Below are 17,312 nucleotides of genomic sequence, written 5' to 3'. Positions count from 1 at the left end.
TAGTGGTCTGATTCCAACATTTGCATCCCTGGGCTTCAAGCGCTGAGCAAATGTTGGAATCGAAAAGACCACTAGCAACTATATGTATCTAGTGGGTTTTTCGAATTTGACGTTTGAAACAGCCTATGTGTCTGCGGGGATTCAAACGTCAAATTCAATCCACTAGGCTCTTATGCCATTCGTCAAACCTGATGCCAGAGCCGGAAAACCGGTTTCCCGACCAGAACACGTGTGACGACAACCCAATGCCTTCGTCGAAATCAGCGTCGGCGTCTTTACGAAGCTTCTCATATGCCCATATCATGGATTGATATAAACGAAAGGGAATTGCCGTGGGTGACAGTTCGAAGACAGCTAACAAAAAGAACGATAAAAAAAGCGATACCCCAGCCATCGAAAAGCCGATCAAGTTGAAGCTCGACGGGGAGACACGCAAGTTCGATATCAACGATCCCAAGCTTCCCAACTGGATTGATGATCAGGCGCTGCAGTCGGGCGGATACCCCTATTCGTCCAAGATGAAGAGCGATGAATATGAGGCGACCCTCGAGCGCCTGCAAATCGAACTCGTAAAGCTGCAATACTGGCTGCAATCGACCGGTGGGCGCGTCATCAGCGTCTTTGAAGGGCGCGACGCGGCTGGCAAGGGCGGGACGATCTTTACGATCCGCGAATTCATGAACCCGCGTACTGCGCGCAACGTGGCCCTGCCAAAGCCAACCCCGACCGAAAGCGGCCAGTGGTACTTCCAGCGTTATGTCGCCCATTTTCCTACAGCAGGCGAATTCGTCACCTTCGACCGCTCCTGGTATAACCGGGCTGGCGTTGAAGCGGTGATGGGTTTCTGCACACCGGCCCAGCTGGAAATCTTCCTGACGGAAACGCCGGATTTCGAGCGCATGATCGTGACCGACGGCATTCACCTGTTCAAATTCTGGCTCGATATCGGTCAGGAAATGCAGCTGAAGCGCTTCCATGAGCGCCGCCACAGCGCGCTCAAGAGCTGGAAATTCTCACCTATGGATGTGGCCGGTATTTCGCGCTGGGGTGATTATTCCGCAGCGCTCCACACCATGCTGGAGCGGACCGACAGCGGCTATGCACCATGGACCATCGTGCGCTCCAACGACAAGCGACGCGCCCGACTGGCGGCCATCCGGCGCATCCTTTTGACCCTGCCCTATGACGGCCGCGATCTCGACGCCATCGGCCCCGAAGATCAGTCCATTATCGGTCGTGGTTCTGCATTCATCACGCAGTCATCGACACCCAAGTAAAAAATACTCGGCCTGTGCGGGGTCTTCTCCCAGAGATGTGGTTTGCGCACCAGCTGCCATAATGCCCGCCAGGCCGAGAGCGAAATCAGCACCCAGTAGATCGGTATTCCCGGCAGATAGGCATAACCGCCACGCTCTGTCGGCTCCATGGTTTTGGCGCCAAGAAGATGGAAGCTGAGATAGGCCAGCAGAATATTCACCACATCCAGCATCAGCAGCCCGAGGCTGCTTGGCGTCAGTGGCTGCAGGACCAGTTTCAACATCAAGACGGCCAGCGTCACCAGCATGATCGGATGCAGCAGCGCTGAACTGATGATACCGAGCGTGTAGATCTGGTTGATGGCAAAGCGCCAGCCGCCAAGCTGGCGTAAGGCCGTGTAAGGGTCGCGGGCATGCACCAGCCAAGTCTGAATCCAGCCCTTGATCCAACGCGTGCGCTGCTTGCGCCAGACATCGTAATCCTCCGGCGCATCCTCGATTGTGCCGCGACTGATCGTGCCGATGCTAATATCCATAACGCGCCAGACGAATGCCGAGATCGGCATCTTCGGTTACGTTGAAAGCATCCCAACCGCCGACTTCTTCCAGGCATGACCGGCGAAAATGATTGGAGGTACCACCTAGCGGAATGACCAACCCCTGCCCGGCAAGCCAGGGCAGAAGCCCGCGAAACAGCGCCGAATACTCGAAGGCGAACATGCGTGTCAGAAGATTGTGCCGGAAATTACCGATGATCAGCGGCGCCTGCACGCAGGCAAGCTTACCGCCATCCCGCGTGAAGGACTGCCACGCTTCGCGCAACTGGTCGGGATGCGGGCGATCCTCGGCATCAAAAACCGCAACAATTTCGCCGCGCACGAATTGAAGCGCATAGTTCAGCGCATTTGGTTTGGTGCGCGGGCCACCTGGCGGCACGGGAATGACCTCGAAATTTGCAGGCAGATGCTGACGATCAATCGCGTCACGCGTTTCAAAATCGTCTTCCTCGCAGACGAGCTTGATTTCCAGCTTGCTGGGCGGCCAATTGATCCCGCTAAGGACTTCCACCAGTTGGCCGATCACTTCCTTTTCCCGATAGAGGGGAACAAGAACGGAATAGACCGGCAAATCCCGCTTTTTCAGCGGCAAGACGTCCACTAAACGCAGACGACCGCCCGTTGTCACGGCAAACAGCCGGATCAAAACGCAACCGAAGAAAAACAGCGACATCAGGACATGCATTGTCAGAAATGTCTGCAAAGGCCAGTTGATGATGGCCGCGACCAGCAGATAAAGCGCCATCGCGATGCCAAAGGCCTGCCAACTATGCAGAACACGTGACGCTGAAAGCGATTGCGGTGTCATCTGCCGGGCACGATCAATCAACCGCGTGCGATACCGCCGACGCAATATCTGCCGCAAAAGCGCGGGCGTGCAGATGCGGATGCGACTGCGCAGGGTTGGATTGGCGCGCACATGCTCAAGCAGGCTCCTGATCCGGGGTTCTGTCGGCGCAATATAGAGATATGTCGTGCCGTCAGGCCCGATGGTCGTGACCTGCGCAATATCGTTGACACTGTGCAAGGCGTCTTCATCAGAGATGAACACGCGCGATGGCAGCAGCTCCCGGGTAAAATCCAGCCCCAGAAGGTCAGCTATCGCTTCGAAAACTGCGATTTCGCCGACGCCCGGCTGTTGGACAAGCTCGGCGCAAAATGTGGTCCCATTGCGCACTGCTTCGCCATAAGCCCCGACAAGCAAGGAGCGCGCAATGCCACGCCGCTGCAATCTGGCAGATATGGCGCCGCATATCTCCAGATCGAAGCCACTCGATCCATTATTCATAACGCCCCCCGACGTTGGATAAATATCACTATATAAATATAGATCAGCGATTTTTGTTTTATTATATCCTAATTATAGAATATATTTGTATATTACTGCATTTCATTTCGCTTTTTATTGTAAAAATGAAAGTAAAAGATTACTGTAAAAATGCAACCTATATTTTGCGGGCATTACCAACATGCAACTCTTGCAAGTTGTGCGTTAACGCGAAATTATGCCGGAGCTGATAGGAAGCCTGCCAATGAAACGCTGTCTTTCAAGCTTGATGATCTTGGCCGCCACGCTCGTGGCAAGCCCGACCGCATTCGCCCAGACGGCTCCGGCTGCTCCGGATTTTCTCAATCAGAAAGAACGCCTGCCTTTGCCGTCGTTGCAGAGGCTGACGCGGCTTCGTTTCATCACCACGGTGGATTTTCCGCCCTTCAACATGCTCAACAATCAGGGCCAGCTTTCCGGCTATAATGTCGATCTGGCCAAAGCGCTCTGCCGCCAGCTGGGCATCGAGGATATTTGCCAGATCGAGGCAGTGCCGTGGAATGAGCTGGAAGACCGCGTGCTGAAAGGCGATGCGGAAGCGATTATCGGCGGCTGGCAGCCCACGGAAGAGCGGCGGAAGGATTTCGTCTTTTCGCGAAGCTATATGCGGCTGCCTGCCCGTTTTGCGACCCAGAACAGCAAGAGCTTTACGCAACCCGCTTCGCTCGCCACGCGCGGCAAGTCGGTTGGCGTCATTGCCGGCACGGCGCATGAACAGCTTCACAAAAGCTATTTCCCGCAGGCGCAGGCAAAGCCCTATCCAGACCGGACCGCGATGCTGGCTGACCTCAAGGGCGGCAAGCTCGACAGCGTGTTCGATGACGGCATGGCGCTGTCCTTCTGGCTCAACGATGCCGAAAGCGGCAATTGCTGCGCTTTTACCGATGGCCCCTATCTCGCGCCGCAATATCTCGGAACCGGCCTCAGCATCGCCGTCACCCGCGAGGATGCCGCCATCGCCAGCGCCATCAACAATGCCCTGCAAGCCTTGCAGCAAAAGGGTGTCCTGAACGAGCTTTATCTGCGCTATTTTCCGACAAGCTTTTACTGAAGTCCGCTGCGACCCAACTGAAACGACTCAAGCGGAACACCCGCCGCTCGACTGAGGCTCCTATGGGCACGCCAGCCGCAACAAATCGTCGTTCACAAATGCGTGCCATTTTGACGCAGATCATGCGCTGATTGATTTCAGATTTCAGAAATTTTTGAAACTTCGGATATAACAATACTTACAGCAATAAAGTAAAAATGTTTACTATCAAGCACTTTGTGTGGATTTTGGTGCGGATCAGGTCGATAAAATGACCGATATCAAGCAGTTACGCGCCGCTTTTACCACAAACATAGGTTAAAATACATCGATTTATTTTGACTTGAAGAAATAAGCCCTCGATCCCTAATCTGGCATGGGGAGAAGGAGGATTTATACGATGTTTGATGGCGTTCCTGCACAATGGCACAAAGCTCCGGAACAAACCAAACGCTCGCCGAATGAAGCGGCGTATGTCTTTCTGGGGATCATGCTGGCGGCACTGTCCGTACCAGCTGCATTTCTCGGCTGGGCACTGTTCCAAAGCATCGGCTCGCTGCTGCACTGATTGGTATCCGGCAAGAATTCCGGTTTGAGGAGACCGGCATCTGCTGTGGCATGTGATTGTCGAGCCAATCAGGACATCCCGGTGAGGATGTTCGTGAAACAAGATTTTCAGCAAACGAAAAGCCCCGCCGGATAAGCGGGGCTTTTGCTTTTTTGTTTTAAGTGGCGACTAAAGGCCGCCGCCCGAGCCATTTGGCGCATCATGTGCCGAAGGCGTCTGCTCGATTGCATCATCCTCATCCTCCGGCCGCTTCGGCGGCCTGCGCGCAATGATGCTGTAGAACATCGGGATGAAGAGCGTTGCAACAAAGGTTGCCACGAGCATACCGCCGATAACGCCGGTACCGATGGAGTGACGGCTGGCCGAGCCTGCGCCCGAGCTGATTGCCAGCGGCACCACGCCGAGAATGAAGGCCAGCGAGGTCATCACAATCGGGCGGAAGCGCAGACGTGCTGCCGACAAGGCCGCGTCAAAGGCGGATTTGCCTGTCTCGCGTTCCAGCACGGCAAATTCCACGATCAGAATCGCGTTCTTTGCCGCAAGACCGATGAGTGTCACCAGACCGATCTGGAAATACACGTCATTGGTCAGTCCGCGCAGATGGGTTGCCAAAAGCGCACCGAAGATCGCGAAAGGCACCGCCGTGATAACCGCAAGCGGCAAGCTCCAGCGCTCATACTGGGCAGCCAGAATGAGGAACACCATCAACAGACCGAAGATCATGGCTTGCGAGCCGGTGCCGCTGGTCGTGACTTCCTGATAGGCGGAACCGGTCCATGCAATCTGGAAGCCCTGCGGCAGCACTTCGGCAGCCACTTCCTGCATCGCCTTGATGGCATCGCCCGACGTGTAGCCCGGAGCCGGATTGCCGGTGACCTTCGCAGCATTGAACGCGTTGAAACGTTCGAGCTGGTCGGGACCGACGATACGCTTGACGGTCACCAGCGCGCTGAGCGGGATCATGCTGCCGGAGTCGGCGCGCACGAACACATGTTTTAGATCGCTCGGATCGCGGCGGAATTCCGCCTCGGATTGCAGATTGACCTGATAGTTTCGACCGAACAGCGTGAAGTCGTTGACATAGACACTGCCGAAAGTCGCCTGCATGGCGGTGAATACCGAATTGATCGGCACACCCATCGCCTTGGCCTTCTCGCGGTCAAGCTGGATATCGTACTGCGGAACATTCGGATCGAACGTCGTGCGCACGCCCGAAAGCTCGGGCCGCTTGGCGGCTGCATCGGTGAGCAGCTTCGTCGCATTGGTCAGCGATTCCACACCACCGCCGGTGCGGTCCTGAACATAAAGTTCGAAACCGCCGGTCGTGCTGAGGCCAAGGATCGGCGGCGGGTTGAAGGCCAGCACAAGGCCGTCCTTGATCCCCGCATTCATGCCCATGATGACGCCCGGCAGGTTACGCGCGTCGAGATCCGGCGTCGTGCGCTCCTTCCAGTCCTTGAGCATGATGAACATGGTACCCGCACTGGTCTTCAAACCGCCCGACAGGAGGTCGAAGCCGGAAACGGCAAACACGTTTTCCACGGCCGGATGCTTGCGAATATTCTCGCTCGCCTGATTGAGCACGGCCGTCGTGCGTTCCAGCGAAGCCGCGGGAGGCAGGATCGCGACACTGAACAGGAAGCCCTGATCTTCATCCGGCAGAAGGGAACTTGGAACCTTCTGGAACAGAAAATAGGTGCTGCCCAAAAGGCCTGCAAAAATCAGAAGGCCAACGGCAACGCGCTTCAGGAAGAAGCGAACGCCCGCCGTATAGCCTGCCGTCACCCGGTCGAAAAACCGGTTGAAGATGCGGAACGGCAGGATCGGCTCGTGATGCCCCGGCTTCAGGATCAGCGCGCAGAGCGCCGGTGTCAGCGTCAACGCCACAGTACCGGACAGCACCACCGAAATCGCGATGGTGACGGCGAACTGCTTGTACATTTCACCGACGAGACCGCCCATGAAAGCCACCGGAATGAACACCGCGCAGAGCACGAGAACAATCGCGATAACCGGACCGGTCACTTCGCTCATGGCCTTGATGGCGGCCTTGCGCGGCGACAGTTTCTCGGTCGTCATGATACGTTCGACGTTTTCCAGCACCACGATAGCATCGTCCACGACGATACCAATGGCGAGAACCAGACCGAACAATGTCAGAAGGTTGATCGAGAAGCCCAACACATACATGCCCGCAAAAGTACCGATGATCGAGATCGGCACCGCGATGACGGGAATGAGTGTTGCGCGCCAGTTCTGCAGGAAGATGAACACCACCAGGACGACGAGGATGATAGCCTCGATGAAGGTGTGGATCACTTCCTCGACCGAGACCTTGATGAACTTGGTCGTGTCGAACGGGATCGAATAGTCGATGCCCGCCGGGAAGCTCATCTTCAGTTCATCCATACGATTCTGGATGAGTTCCATCGTGTTGAGTGCGTTGGCGCCCGGCTGCAGATAGATCGCAATCGGAACGGCAGGCGTTCCATTGAGATTACTGTCGACGAAATAGCTTTCCGTGCCCAGTTCGACGCGCGCGACGTCTTTCAGACGCAGCGTCGCCGCATTGGGGCTGGACCGCAGAATGATGTTTTCGAACGCCTTGGTATCGGGCAGACGGCCTTGCGTCGTCGCCGTATAGGTGAACGGACCGGCCTGCGGATCAGGCTGATCGCCGAAGCGGCCCGCCGCAAACTGCGCGTTCTGTTCCTGAATGGCGGTCTGAACATCAGATGGCGTCAGATTATACTGCGCCAGCTTGTCCGGACGCAGCCAGATACGCATCGAATAGTCGATATTGCCGAGCAGCTGCACGTCGCCCACGCCCGACAGACGCTTGAGATCGTCGATGACGTTCAAAAGCGCATAGTTACCGACATAGGTACGGTCATAGCGCCCTTCTTCCGCGAACATGGCGACCATGCCCAGAATGGACGAGGAACGCTTGTCCACGGTCACGCCGAGGCGCTGCACTTCCTGCGGAAGCGAGGTGGTGGCGCGCTGAACACGGTTGTTCACGTTGATCGTGGCCTGATCCGGGTCGGTGCCCAGTGCAAAGGTCACGGTCAGCTGCATGGTGCCGCTGCCAAGGCTCGAGGACTGCATATAAAGCATGTTCTCGACGCCGTTGATCTGCTGTTCCAGCGGAGCAGCGACGGTCTGGGTCACGGTTTCCGCGCTTGCACCCGGATAGGTCGCGGTGACAACCACCTGCGGCGGCGTCAGCTCCGGATATTGTGCAATCGGCAGGATGCGGATGCAGATAAGCCCCGCAAGCACAAGCACAATGGATATGACCGCCGCAAAAACGGGGCGGTCTACGAAAAACTTGTTCATTTGTTGCCTGCCGCCTGTTCCTTGCCAGCTTCAGCCGACGATGCTTCCTTGTTGCCGGCCGCCGCAGCGTCGACAGGTTGCACCTTGGCGCCCGGATGCGCCTTGATGACGCCTTCCGTCACAACGCGGTCACCTTCCTTGAGGCCATCAGAGATCAGCCATTCATTGTCCAGCTCGCGGGCAACCGTAACCGGGCGCACTTCCACAACATCGTCCTTGTTCACGACATAGACGAATTGCAGCTGCGGACCCTGCATCAAAGCGGCCTTCGGGATCGTGACGGCATTTTTCACCTGGATGCCGAGAATGACGGCGCGCACGAACTGACCGGGGATCAGGCGGCGTTCCGGGTTCTGGACCACGGCGCGAGCGCCGAGCGTTCCGGTTTCCGTATCGAGCGACGACGAGGTGAAGTCGATCGTGCCTTCATGATCATAGGGCTGGCCGTCGCCGAACAGGATCTTGATCTTGAGACGGTCGGCATCCTCACCCGTCGCACCGCGTTCGGCGCGCAGTTTCTGAATTTCGGCAGATTCCGTATCGGTGAACGAGAAGTTCACATAGACCGGATCGAGCTGCGTGATCGAGGTCAGCAGGCTCGACGTCGCATCGGTGCCGATAAGGCTGCCTTCGGACACTTGTTCCTGGCTGGTGATGCCGCTGATCGGCGCGGTCACTTTGGTATAGCTGAGATTGAGTTCGGCAGTGCGCAGCTGCGCCTGCGCCGCAGCAACGGCGGCTTTGTTCAGATCGCGGGTCGCAAATGCGGAATCGCGAACTGCCGCGCTCTGCACCTTCTGCTGAACCAGCTGCTCGGCACGCTCGGCATCGCGGATGGACTGCTGATACTGCGCCTGAGCCTGAGCAACCTGAGCCTGCGCTCGTTCAAGCTCTGCCTGATACGGCGCCGGATCGATTTCGAACAGCACTTCGCCGGCCTTCACCTCGGTGCCTTCAACGAAATTACGATGCAGCAGGATGCCGCCCACGCGGGCGCGAACCTGCACATTGCGATAGGCGCTGATGCGCGCTGCATATTCATAGGTAACGGGCACGTCGTGCGGTCTGATGGTCACGACCTCAACCTGCGCAGGCGGTGCGCCTGCCGGTGCCTGTGCAAAAACAGGCTGCCCTGCAAAAACAAGAAAAGCGGCTCCCGCCGCAAAAAGCCGGATAGAACGATGGATGGTCATGATGGGTGTTGCCCTTGTTGTCGCCCCAGAGATGCCCATTAGGTTTGCTGCCCATTAGGTGCGGCCAATTAAACATACATATCTGTTTGTAAACACGATTTGGGATGCTATAGTCAATAAGCTCAAAGGTAGATCACGAATGATTTATCCACGGTACCGGCGGAAAAGCAAGGAAATCCAGTCTTTTCCGGCAGATTGAGACAAATATGCGCCGAACCAAAGCCGAAGCCGCCGAGACGCGGGAAGCCATACTGATAGCCGCCGAACAGATGTTTCTGGAACGCGGAGTTAATCAGTCATCGCTCATGGAAATTGCATCCCATGCGGGCGTGACCCGCGGGGCAATCTATTTCCACTTTCATGACAAGCTCGACATCTTTCAGGCCATCATCGGTCAGGCCCGGTTTCCGCAAGAAGAGATCATGCTCCAGGCGGCGAGCGTTGATCACCCCAACCCGCTGCATGTGCTCGAACAGTCCATTGTTTCGGCGCTGGAACTGTTCGTGACGAATGAGCGCCAGCAGGTGATTTTCACCATCATCAACCAGCGCTGCGAATATGTGGGCGAAATGGCCCCGGTGGTGGAGCGCATCAAGGAAGCGCGCGACAATGTTCTGTCGCTTTTCACCGGCCTTCTGGATGTGGCCGAGCGGCGCGGCGAACTTTCTCCGGAATGGACTGCCAGTACGGCAGCCCCGATCTTACTCGCAATTGTCAGCGGGCTGCTCAATGAATGGCTGCGCAGCGAAAAGAATTTCGATCTGGTGACCGGCGGCAGCAAGGCGGTCAGGACGCATATTCAGTCTTTACGAAGGAACAGTTGAGACCCGCCAGAGGTGCAAAACACCGCGTTTTGGCTCTCGATCGCGCCATTTCCGTCATAGCGGACCGTATTCTTGATAGGGATGGGCAGTCCTGATCCAGCCGTCGCTAAAGTGTTTCAGGAAGACTCGACACGCTAATATTTTACGTTTACGTCAATGTAAGCCTTGCGAAGATGTGGAAACTCGACCACATTATTCTTGAGGAAGCGACCTGAGAGGACGGGTAAGCTTTGGGAGAAGGGCGGAGAGCGATCCGCCAGAGCATTTCCAGCAAAACTGCGAAGCGGTTTTGCGTCGGATAGTGCTCAAAAAATAGATTGAGCGGTTAGGACGATTCAGCCTTCGCTGAAACCGCTCTCGATGCAACGGACGGAGCGATCCGGGGAGAAAAGATGGCAAAAAAAGCGACAGGGCAAAGCGCATCCGCAACCGAAGCCGTCACGACGGAGCAGGTCAATCCTGCACCCGGACAGCCGAACCGGTATTGGCTGCAATCCTATCCGGCTGGTGTTCCCGCCGAGATTGATCTCAACCGCTCGATGTCCATCGGCGACATGATCACCACCGCCTGCCGCCAGTTTCCCACCAATCCTGCTTTCACCTGCATGGGCAAGGACCTGACCTATAAGGCGCTCGATGAGAATGCGCGGGCGCTCGCGGCATTCCTGCAATCGCGTGGTCTGGTCAAGGGCGACCGTGTCGCCATCATGATGCCGAACGTGCTGCAATATCCGATCGCCATCGCCGCCGTGCTGCGTGCCGGTTTTGTCGTGGTCAATGTCAATCCGCTCTATACACCGCGCGAACTGGAGCACCAGCTGAACGATTCCGGCGCGAAGGCGCTGATCGTGCTGGAGAACTTCGCCGCAACCGTTGAAAAGACCCTGCCCTCCGTCAAGCTGTCAACCCTCATCGTAGCGTCCATGGGCGACATGCTGGGCCTCAAGGGACACATCGTCAATCTGGTCGTACGCAAGGTCAAGAAGATGGTTCCGGCCTGGAACCTTCCGGGGCATGTCAGCTTCAAGGATGCTCTGGCACAGGGCAAGTCAAAGCCCTTCAATCCGGTTCCCGTCGAAGGATCGGACCTTGCCTTCCTGCAATATACCGGCGGCACGACCGGCATTTCCAAAGGCGCGATGCTCACCCACAGCAACATTCTTGCCAATGTCGAGCAGATGGGCGTGTGGACTGAGGTGGCCTTCCGCATCAAGGGCAAGCCAAAAGCGCTGAACTATGTCTGCGCGCTGCCGCTCTATCACATCTTCGCGCTCACGGTGAATGCGATGCTGGGCATGAAGCTTGGCGCGCGCAACATCCTGATCCCCAATCCGCGTGACATTCCGGGCTTCGTCAAGGAACTGAAGAAATATCCGTTCCACATCTTCCCCGGCCTCAACACGCTGTTCAACGGCCTGATGAACAATCCCGATTTCAAAACGCTGGATTTCAAGCCACTGATCCTGACGCTGGGCGGCGGCATGGCCGTGCAACGCCCCGTGGCCGAACGCTGGCAGGAAATGACCGGCTGCCTGATCACCGAAGGCTATGGGCTTTCGGAAACCTCGCCGGTCGCCAGCGCCAATGCGCTGGACGCAACCGAGTTCAGCGGCACGATCGGCCTGCCGATGCCATCAACCGACATCACCATTCGCGATGATGACGGCAATGATCTGCCGCTCGGCGAAGTCGGTGAAATCTGCGTGCGTGGCCCGCAGGTCATGAAAGGCTACTGGAACCGGCCCGACGAAACATCGCGCGCCATCATGCCCGACGGCTATTTCCGCACCGGCGACATGGGCTTCATGGACGAACGCGGCTATACGAAGATCGTCGACCGCAAGAAGGACATGATCCTCGTCTCCGGTTTCAACGTTTATCCGAACGAAATCGAGGAAGTGGCGGCGGAACATCCGGGCATCGTGGAATCGGCCGCCATCGGCGTTCCCAATGAACATTCCGGTGAAGTGGTGAAGCTCTATGTGGTGCGCCGTGATGCCAATCTGACAGCCGATGACGTCAAGGCTTTCTGCGCCGAACGGCTGACCAACTACAAGCGCCCGCGCGAAATCGAATTCCGCGAAAGCCTGCCAAAGAGCAATGTGGGTAAAATCCTGCGCCGCGAATTGCGCGATTAGAGCGCTGATCTGATTGGATCAGAGCCGGGGTTTTCACCCCGGCTTTTTTCTTTCGATCAAGCCGATGGCGGGGCGAGCGGCTGCACGATTTCCTGAAAGGGTGCGAGAGCCTCGCAGCGCCCGGCCAGACCTGCCAGCGCCGGATATTTCGTCGCATCGAACAGGTGCGCATGGGCCTCGCCAACAAAACGCAGCGCGCAGGCGACCGCTATATCCGCATGGCCGATATCGGTGCCGAACCAGAACGGCGAACCGCGTAACGCCAGATCACTTTCCAGACCATCCAGCACGCGACCAATCTGCATTTCGCACCGCTCCACCCAGACCGGCGACTGTTCGCTGCGCAAAAGGCCCTCATAGAGAAGGCTCACCGCCTTGTCGGCAAGCCCGGTGGCCAGTGCGCAAACCTTCAGCGCCTGACGCCGTTCTAAACCGTGCCCGGCGATCAGTGGCTTTCTGACTTCGGCAATCTCATCGAGATAATCGAGTATCGCCGCACTTTCGATCAGCACATCGCCATCGTCGAGAAGCAGGGTCGGCACCCGGCTGAGCGGATTATATTCGGCCAGCCGATCGCGGTCGCCGAATGTGGACCATGGCCAAGGCTCGAACGGCAGGCCGTAGAGGCGCATGGCGATTGCGACACGCCGCACGAAGGGAGAATCATACTGGCCGATCAGGATCATGGCATCGCCCGGACTAGGTTGTGATCAGGGTATGCTATCGCAGCTCCCTGCGTCCGCAAGTGCCGCAGGGATGAATTCTTCTGAAGCCAGCATCAGAAAATGAAATGGTTCAACCCTTAACCTTCAGCAGTTCCGGCAGACCGGCGACGGAATCCAGCACGACATCGGCATGCGGTTCCAGCGCTTCACGCGGGCTGTTGCCGGACAGGACGCCGACCGCAAGCCCCGCATCCGCCGCATGGGCGGTTTCGAGATCGTGCAGATTATCCCCCACCATGGCTATTTCACGCGGCTGAAGCCCCAGCTTTTCCGCGAAATGCAGCAATGGATCGGGATAGGGTTTTGGTCGTGCCGCCGTGTCATAGCCGATGATCACGTCGAAAAAGCCCTCGATGCCGAGCGCCTTGGCGGTCGCATGGGCGCCCGCCTCGGAATCATTCGTCGCAATGCCGAGCCGATAGCCCATGGCGCGCAGTGCTTCCAGCGTTTCACGCAGGCTTTCGATGGCGACTGCCGAACGCGCGCCCTCCTCGACCGCATAGCGGTCATATTCACCGATCACACTGCGCAAATCCGCCTTGTCCAGCTCCGGATGCCAGAGCGAGACGATATCTTCCACCGTGCCCGCCGCTATCACCGAATTGGCGCGAAAACGCTTTGCCGCCCAGTCATAGCCGCCAGCATCGAGCAGGGAGCGAGCATGCTGCTCACCGCCCTCTCCCAAGCGCTGGGCCGAGCGCTGCGCCAATGTCCACGACACTGAAAACCAGGTGCGGTCGAAATCAATCAGCGTGCCGTCCTTGTCGAAAAGAACGGCACGGATGTCTTTCAGGCGATCGGCCAAGGGCGTAGCACTCATGCTTCGAGTGCGCCTGCACGCTTCTTGACGGAAGACGGCTTCGCGCCGAGCAGTTTCAGAAGATCATCACCCCGGCGTACATAGCGCAGCGAGCGACGCGTCAGGATGCGACCGGCCTGCGGGGCGGTCATGACGATATCGTGTTCCGGTTCGCCCGGCACGGTGACGATCGTGACAAGCTTTGCGCCTGCTTCCACCACATCGCCCGGCTCGACATGGAAGAACACCATGCCGCCTTGCGGCGCGCGGACCATTTCGACATTCGAGAGCGGCGAGATGAGGCCCTTATAGTCGAGGTCGAGCTTGACGCTCTCGTCGCGAATGACGCCGCGATGCACGAGGAACTTATAGAGACCTTCTCCGTCGCCCTTGCCCATATCGGCATAAACGTCGGTCAGGCCGCGGAATTCCACCGTGGTCACTGCGCGGCGCTTCATGTTGCGCTTGTCTTTCGGCAGTTGCAGAACGGGATGCGCGCAAGCTTCCTCGAAGGCAGCGTCAGCTGTGGTGTCCCAGGCAAGGATTGCCGTGGAATTGAGCGCCACCGCCAGATCCTTCATGTCTTCCACGAAATCATTCGCGATATAGACATAGTTTTCGCTCTCGTCGTCGCAATGCAGATCGAGCACGATGTCGTTCGGCAGAGCGAGTTTCAGAAGCGTCGCCTTGAGGCGCTTGGCCAGCGCTTCCGGCGCATCGGGACCGGGCAGTTCCGACGTGTCGAAATCGGGCAGAAGCGGGAATGCGCGATTGAAATTCACCGCCGAGAACATCTCGAAACGGCCCTGATGCTGATAGGTCTGCCACTGGTTTGAACCAATCGGGTTGGCCTGCGGCACCACGGTGATGTTGCCCAGAATGCGGCCTTCTTCGCCAGCCTTTTTGAGCATAGGGATGAGGAAATGAAGTGCGGCCTGCCCCGGCAGTTCCGAACCGTGCAGCGAGGATTGCAGATAAGCGGTCGGCGCATCGCTGCCCTTGCCCGCAAAGCGTAGCACGCGCAGTTCGATGGCATTGCCCGGTACGTCGCCCGCAAATTTGATGATCTCGGTCTTCATGTCTCGTCCCATTTCATTTTATACGAATGGAGCCGGGTCTGGTACAAACCCGGCTCCACATCATTTCTATTACGCAGGATTATGCCGTCAAGCTTTGCGTCGTGCATCCAGATGCGCGACAAGACCTTGCGTGGAGGCGTCGCGACCGCCAGCCGATTCCTTGCCGGAAACCACCGGCAGCAATTCGGTCGCAAGTTCCTTGCCCAGTTCCACGCCCCACTGGTCGAACGCATTGATGCCAAAAATCTGCGCTTCGACGAACACGCGATGTTCATAAAGCGCGACGAGGCGACCCAGCGCATATGGGGTGAGCATATCGTGCACCAGCGTCAGCGACGGGCGGTTACCGGAGAATACACGATGCGGCGCAATGCGTTCGACATCGGCTTCCGGCATTTTCTTCGCCTGCAACTGGGCGCGGGCCTCGTCCAGCGTGCGACCCTTCATCAGCGCTTCCGACTGCGCGAGGCAGTTGGCCAAAAGCATTTCATGCTGATTGTCGAGCGCAGGTTCATGGCCCTTCGCCGCCACGATGAATTCCAGCGGAATCGTATCCGTGCCCTGATGCAGAAGCTGGAAGAAAGCGTGCTGGCCGTTGGTGCCCGGCTCACCCCAGACAACCGGACCTGTCGGGCCGGAAACCGGCTTGCCGTCCACGGTCACGCTCTTGCCGTTCGATTCCATGTCGAGCTGCTGGAAATAGGCGGCGAGACGCGACAGACGCTGATCGTAAGGGATGATCGCCCGGCTGCCATAGCCGCAGATCGCCCGATGCCAATAGCCGATCAGGCCAAGCCACACAGCCAAGTTCTTCTCCATCGGCGCATCGCGGAAATGCACATCCATGGCGTGCGCACCGGCGAGGAACTTGCGGAAATTATCCGGGCCGACAGCGATCATCACCGGCAAGCCAATGGCCGACCATACCGAATAGCGACCGCCGACCCAATCCCAGAAACCGAACACGCGCTCTTCGGCAATGCCAAAGGCCGCGACCTTGTCGAGCGCCGTCGACACGGCGGCAAAATGCGCACCCACGGCAGCTTCGCCCAGCGCATCGGCAATCCATTTGCGCGCCGTCTGCGCATTGGTCATGGTTTCGATGGTCGTGAAGGTCTTCGAGGCGATGATGATCAGCGTCGTCGCCGGATCAAGCGGGGCCAGCGTGTCGGCGATATGTGCGCCGTCGATGTTGGAAACGAAATGAGCGCGCGGACCGTCGTGATAAGGCGCCAGCGCCAGCGTGGCCATGACCGGGCCAAGGTCGGAACCGCCAATGCCGATATTGACGATGTCAGTGATCTTCTTGCCCGTCGCGCCCTTCAGCGCGCCCGAACGGATGCCGTCAGCAAAGGCCGCCATGCGATCCAGAACCTGCTTCACATCCGGCAGCACATTGTGGCCGTCGACGAGCACTTCCTTCGACGAGGTGTCGCGCAAGGCCACATGCAGCACGGCGCGATCTTCGGTATTGTTGATGTGCTCACCTGCGAACATGGCGGCGCGGCGGCCTTCCACGTCGGCGGCCTTGGCCAGTTCCTTCAGCAGCGCAATGGTCTCGTCATTGACCCGGCACTTCGACCAGTCGAACAAGAGATCGTCCAGCGAGAGCGAATAACGCTCGAACCGGCCCGGATCGGATTGAAATGCCGCGCGCATGTCGTGCGGGGCGTTCTCCGTCCAATGCTTTTTCAGCTTAGCGACCGTTGCTTCAAGCTTCGTCGCGTCTCTTGCCATGATGCTACTCCCGAATCAAATCGATTTAATCGCGGATATTAGGGCAGTTTAAGAAAGAATGCGGCGATTAAATAACCGAAACTTCCTATTTGGATAGATTGCCATATACATCTTATCAATCAAATTACATTGATAGCAGGACGCGTCTGGAGCAAAGCATGGACCTGACCGGTGAAGAACGCATAGCAGCGCCAAGACAGGCGGTGTGGGACGCGCTGAACGACATTGAGACGCTGAGAGACTGCATCCCCGGCTGCGAAGACATCGAGCGTCTCTCGCCAACCGAAATCCGCGCCGCGCTCAAGGTCAATCTTGGCATTATCAAAGTCCGGTTCCACGGCATGCTGGAACTGTCCAACATGAACCCGCCTGCCTCCTATACGATTTCCGGCCATGGCGAGGGTTCGATTGCCGGTTTTGCCCATGGCGTGACCGATGTGACGCTGACCGAAGATGGCGGCGAAACCATCCTCTCCTATGCCATACGCGGCGATGCGGGCGGCAAGATTGCCCAGCTCGGCACCCGGCTGCTCGGCTCGGTCGCGCGCAAGGTCGCAGACCGGTTCTTCGCCAATATTGCCGAAGCCGCATCCGGCAAAGCGGCAAAAACCGCATAATTTCAAATAGCTCTTCAGCTTAAACTCACGTGCCTTGCGGCACGCGATTCTGGACGTTCTATGCGTACCGCATTTCCGAACGCAAAACCGTTTCACACTTTTGCTGGAAATGCTCGGGAATCA

General features: G+C 57.6%; 12 protein-coding genes and 1 pseudogene. 6 read left to right on the top strand and 7 right to left on the bottom strand.

Annotation, left to right across the window (positions count from 1 at the left end):
* Window positions 1-332 precede the first annotated feature (332 nt).
* Entirely contained in the window at window positions 333-1,277 is a 945-nt protein-coding gene (ppk2, locus tag ACTJKP_RS02795) for a polyphosphate kinase 2 (RefSeq protein ID WP_440629600.1), read from the top strand.
* Here ppk2 and ACTJKP_RS02790 read toward each other — a convergent pair.
* A pseudogene (locus ACTJKP_RS02790) lies at window positions 1,220-3,101 on the bottom strand (glycosyltransferase family 2 protein). The gene ppk2 and the pseudogene ACTJKP_RS02790 sit on opposite strands and share 58 nt — an antisense overlap.
* A gap of 244 nt (window positions 3,102-3,345) precedes the next feature.
* On the opposite strand from ACTJKP_RS02790, the gene ACTJKP_RS02785 reads away from it, so the two are divergent.
* Together ACTJKP_RS02785 and ACTJKP_RS02780 are read left to right on the top strand one after the other, a co-directional pair.
* A complete protein-coding gene (locus ACTJKP_RS02785; protein ID WP_440629599.1) occupies window positions 3,346-4,191 on the top strand; it encodes a transporter substrate-binding domain-containing protein in 846 nt (281 codons plus the stop codon).
* A 379-nt stretch (window positions 4,192-4,570) separates the two neighbouring features.
* Window positions 4,571-4,738, top strand: a complete 168-nt coding sequence (locus tag ACTJKP_RS02780) for a hypothetical protein (protein ID WP_171058783.1) — start codon at window positions 4,571-4,573, stop codon at window positions 4,736-4,738.
* 168 nt (window positions 4,739-4,906) lie between these two features.
* Here ACTJKP_RS02780 and ACTJKP_RS02775 read toward each other — a convergent pair whose 3' ends face one another.
* Window positions 4,907-8,077, bottom strand: coding sequence for an efflux RND transporter permease subunit (locus ACTJKP_RS02775; protein WP_440629598.1), 3,171 nt, complete (start codon window positions 8,075-8,077; stop codon window positions 4,907-4,909).
* Window positions 8,074-9,270, bottom strand: a complete 1,197-nt coding sequence (locus tag ACTJKP_RS02770) for an efflux RND transporter periplasmic adaptor subunit (RefSeq protein WP_078337894.1) — start codon at window positions 9,268-9,270, stop codon at window positions 8,074-8,076. Before ACTJKP_RS02770 ends, ACTJKP_RS02775 begins: the two co-directional genes overlap by 4 nt.
* Before the next feature lie 206 nt (window positions 9,271-9,476).
* Between ACTJKP_RS02770 and ACTJKP_RS02765 the strand changes: the two genes are divergently transcribed.
* Complete coding sequence (locus ACTJKP_RS02765; RefSeq protein ID WP_440629597.1) at window positions 9,477-10,094, top strand: TetR family transcriptional regulator; 618 nt, start codon at window positions 9,477-9,479, stop codon at window positions 10,092-10,094.
* 392 nt (window positions 10,095-10,486) lie between these two features.
* Window positions 10,487-12,232, top strand: coding sequence for a long-chain fatty acid--CoA ligase (locus ACTJKP_RS02760; RefSeq protein WP_440629596.1), 1,746 nt, complete (start codon window positions 10,487-10,489; stop codon window positions 12,230-12,232).
* Between the two features lie 56 nt (window positions 12,233-12,288).
* On the opposite strand, the gene ACTJKP_RS02755 is transcribed toward ACTJKP_RS02760, so the two are convergent.
* From ACTJKP_RS02755 to pgi, 4 genes are all read right to left on the bottom strand, one after another.
* Window positions 12,289-12,918, bottom strand: a complete 630-nt coding sequence (locus ACTJKP_RS02755) for a glutathione S-transferase family protein (RefSeq protein WP_440629595.1) — start codon at window positions 12,916-12,918, stop codon at window positions 12,289-12,291.
* 109 nt (window positions 12,919-13,027) lie between these two features.
* Window positions 13,028-13,777 carry an HAD family hydrolase gene (locus ACTJKP_RS02750; RefSeq protein ID WP_440629594.1) on the bottom strand — a complete coding sequence of 250 codons (750 nt, stop codon included), beginning with the start codon at window positions 13,775-13,777 and terminating at the stop codon, window positions 13,028-13,030.
* Window positions 13,774-14,835: a peptidase M14 gene (locus ACTJKP_RS02745; protein WP_440629593.1), complete on the bottom strand. Its 1,062-nt coding sequence runs from the start codon at window positions 14,833-14,835 to the stop codon at window positions 13,774-13,776. The genes ACTJKP_RS02750 and ACTJKP_RS02745 overlap by 4 nt, the downstream gene beginning before the upstream one ends.
* A gap of 87 nt (window positions 14,836-14,922) precedes the next feature.
* Complete coding sequence (gene pgi, locus ACTJKP_RS02740) at window positions 14,923-16,572, bottom strand: glucose-6-phosphate isomerase (protein ID WP_440629592.1); 1,650 nt, start codon at window positions 16,570-16,572, stop codon at window positions 14,923-14,925.
* Between the two features lie 158 nt (window positions 16,573-16,730).
* Between pgi and ACTJKP_RS02735 the strand changes: the two genes are divergently transcribed.
* Entirely contained in the window at window positions 16,731-17,189 is a 459-nt protein-coding gene (locus tag ACTJKP_RS02735) for an SRPBCC family protein (protein WP_440629591.1), read from the top strand.
* Window positions 17,190-17,312: the final 123 nt, after the last annotated feature.

Source organism: Brucella sp. 22210, assembly GCF_052045675.1.
GTDB lineage: Bacteria > Pseudomonadota > Alphaproteobacteria > Rhizobiales > Rhizobiaceae > Brucella.
The sequence above is the reverse complement of the archived record's forward strand: the minus strand, read 5'-3'. Positions and strand labels throughout refer to the sequence as shown.

Excerpts from the sequence above, each read along its gene's own strand:
- ACTJKP_RS02785 (WP_440629599.1), top strand. The coding sequence starts at position 3,346 with ATGAAACGCTGTCTTTCAAGCTTGATGATCTTGGCCGCCACGCTCGTG.
- ACTJKP_RS02780 (WP_171058783.1), top strand. The coding sequence starts at position 4,571 with ATGTTTGATGGCGTTCCTGCACAATGGCACAAAGCTCCGGAACAAACC.
- ACTJKP_RS02775 (WP_440629598.1), bottom strand. The coding sequence starts at position 8,077 with ATGAACAAGTTTTTCGTAGACCGCCCCGTTTTTGCGGCGGTCATATCC.
- ACTJKP_RS02770 (WP_078337894.1), bottom strand. The coding sequence starts at position 9,270 with ATGACCATCCATCGTTCTATCCGGCTTTTTGCGGCGGGAGCCGCTTTT.
- ACTJKP_RS02765 (WP_440629597.1), top strand. The coding sequence starts at position 9,477 with ATGCGCCGAACCAAAGCCGAAGCCGCCGAGACGCGGGAAGCCATACTG.
- ACTJKP_RS02760 (WP_440629596.1), top strand. The coding sequence starts at position 10,487 with ATGGCAAAAAAAGCGACAGGGCAAAGCGCATCCGCAACCGAAGCCGTC.
- ACTJKP_RS02755 (WP_440629595.1), bottom strand. The coding sequence starts at position 12,918 with ATGATCCTGATCGGCCAGTATGATTCTCCCTTCGTGCGGCGTGTCGCA.
- ACTJKP_RS02750 (WP_440629594.1), bottom strand. The coding sequence starts at position 13,777 with ATGAGTGCTACGCCCTTGGCCGATCGCCTGAAAGACATCCGTGCCGTT.
- ACTJKP_RS02745 (WP_440629593.1), bottom strand. The coding sequence starts at position 14,835 with ATGAAGACCGAGATCATCAAATTTGCGGGCGACGTACCGGGCAATGCC.
- pgi (WP_440629592.1), bottom strand. The coding sequence starts at position 16,572 with ATGGCAAGAGACGCGACGAAGCTTGAAGCAACGGTCGCTAAGCTGAAA.
- ACTJKP_RS02735 (WP_440629591.1), top strand. The coding sequence starts at position 16,731 with ATGGACCTGACCGGTGAAGAACGCATAGCAGCGCCAAGACAGGCGGTG.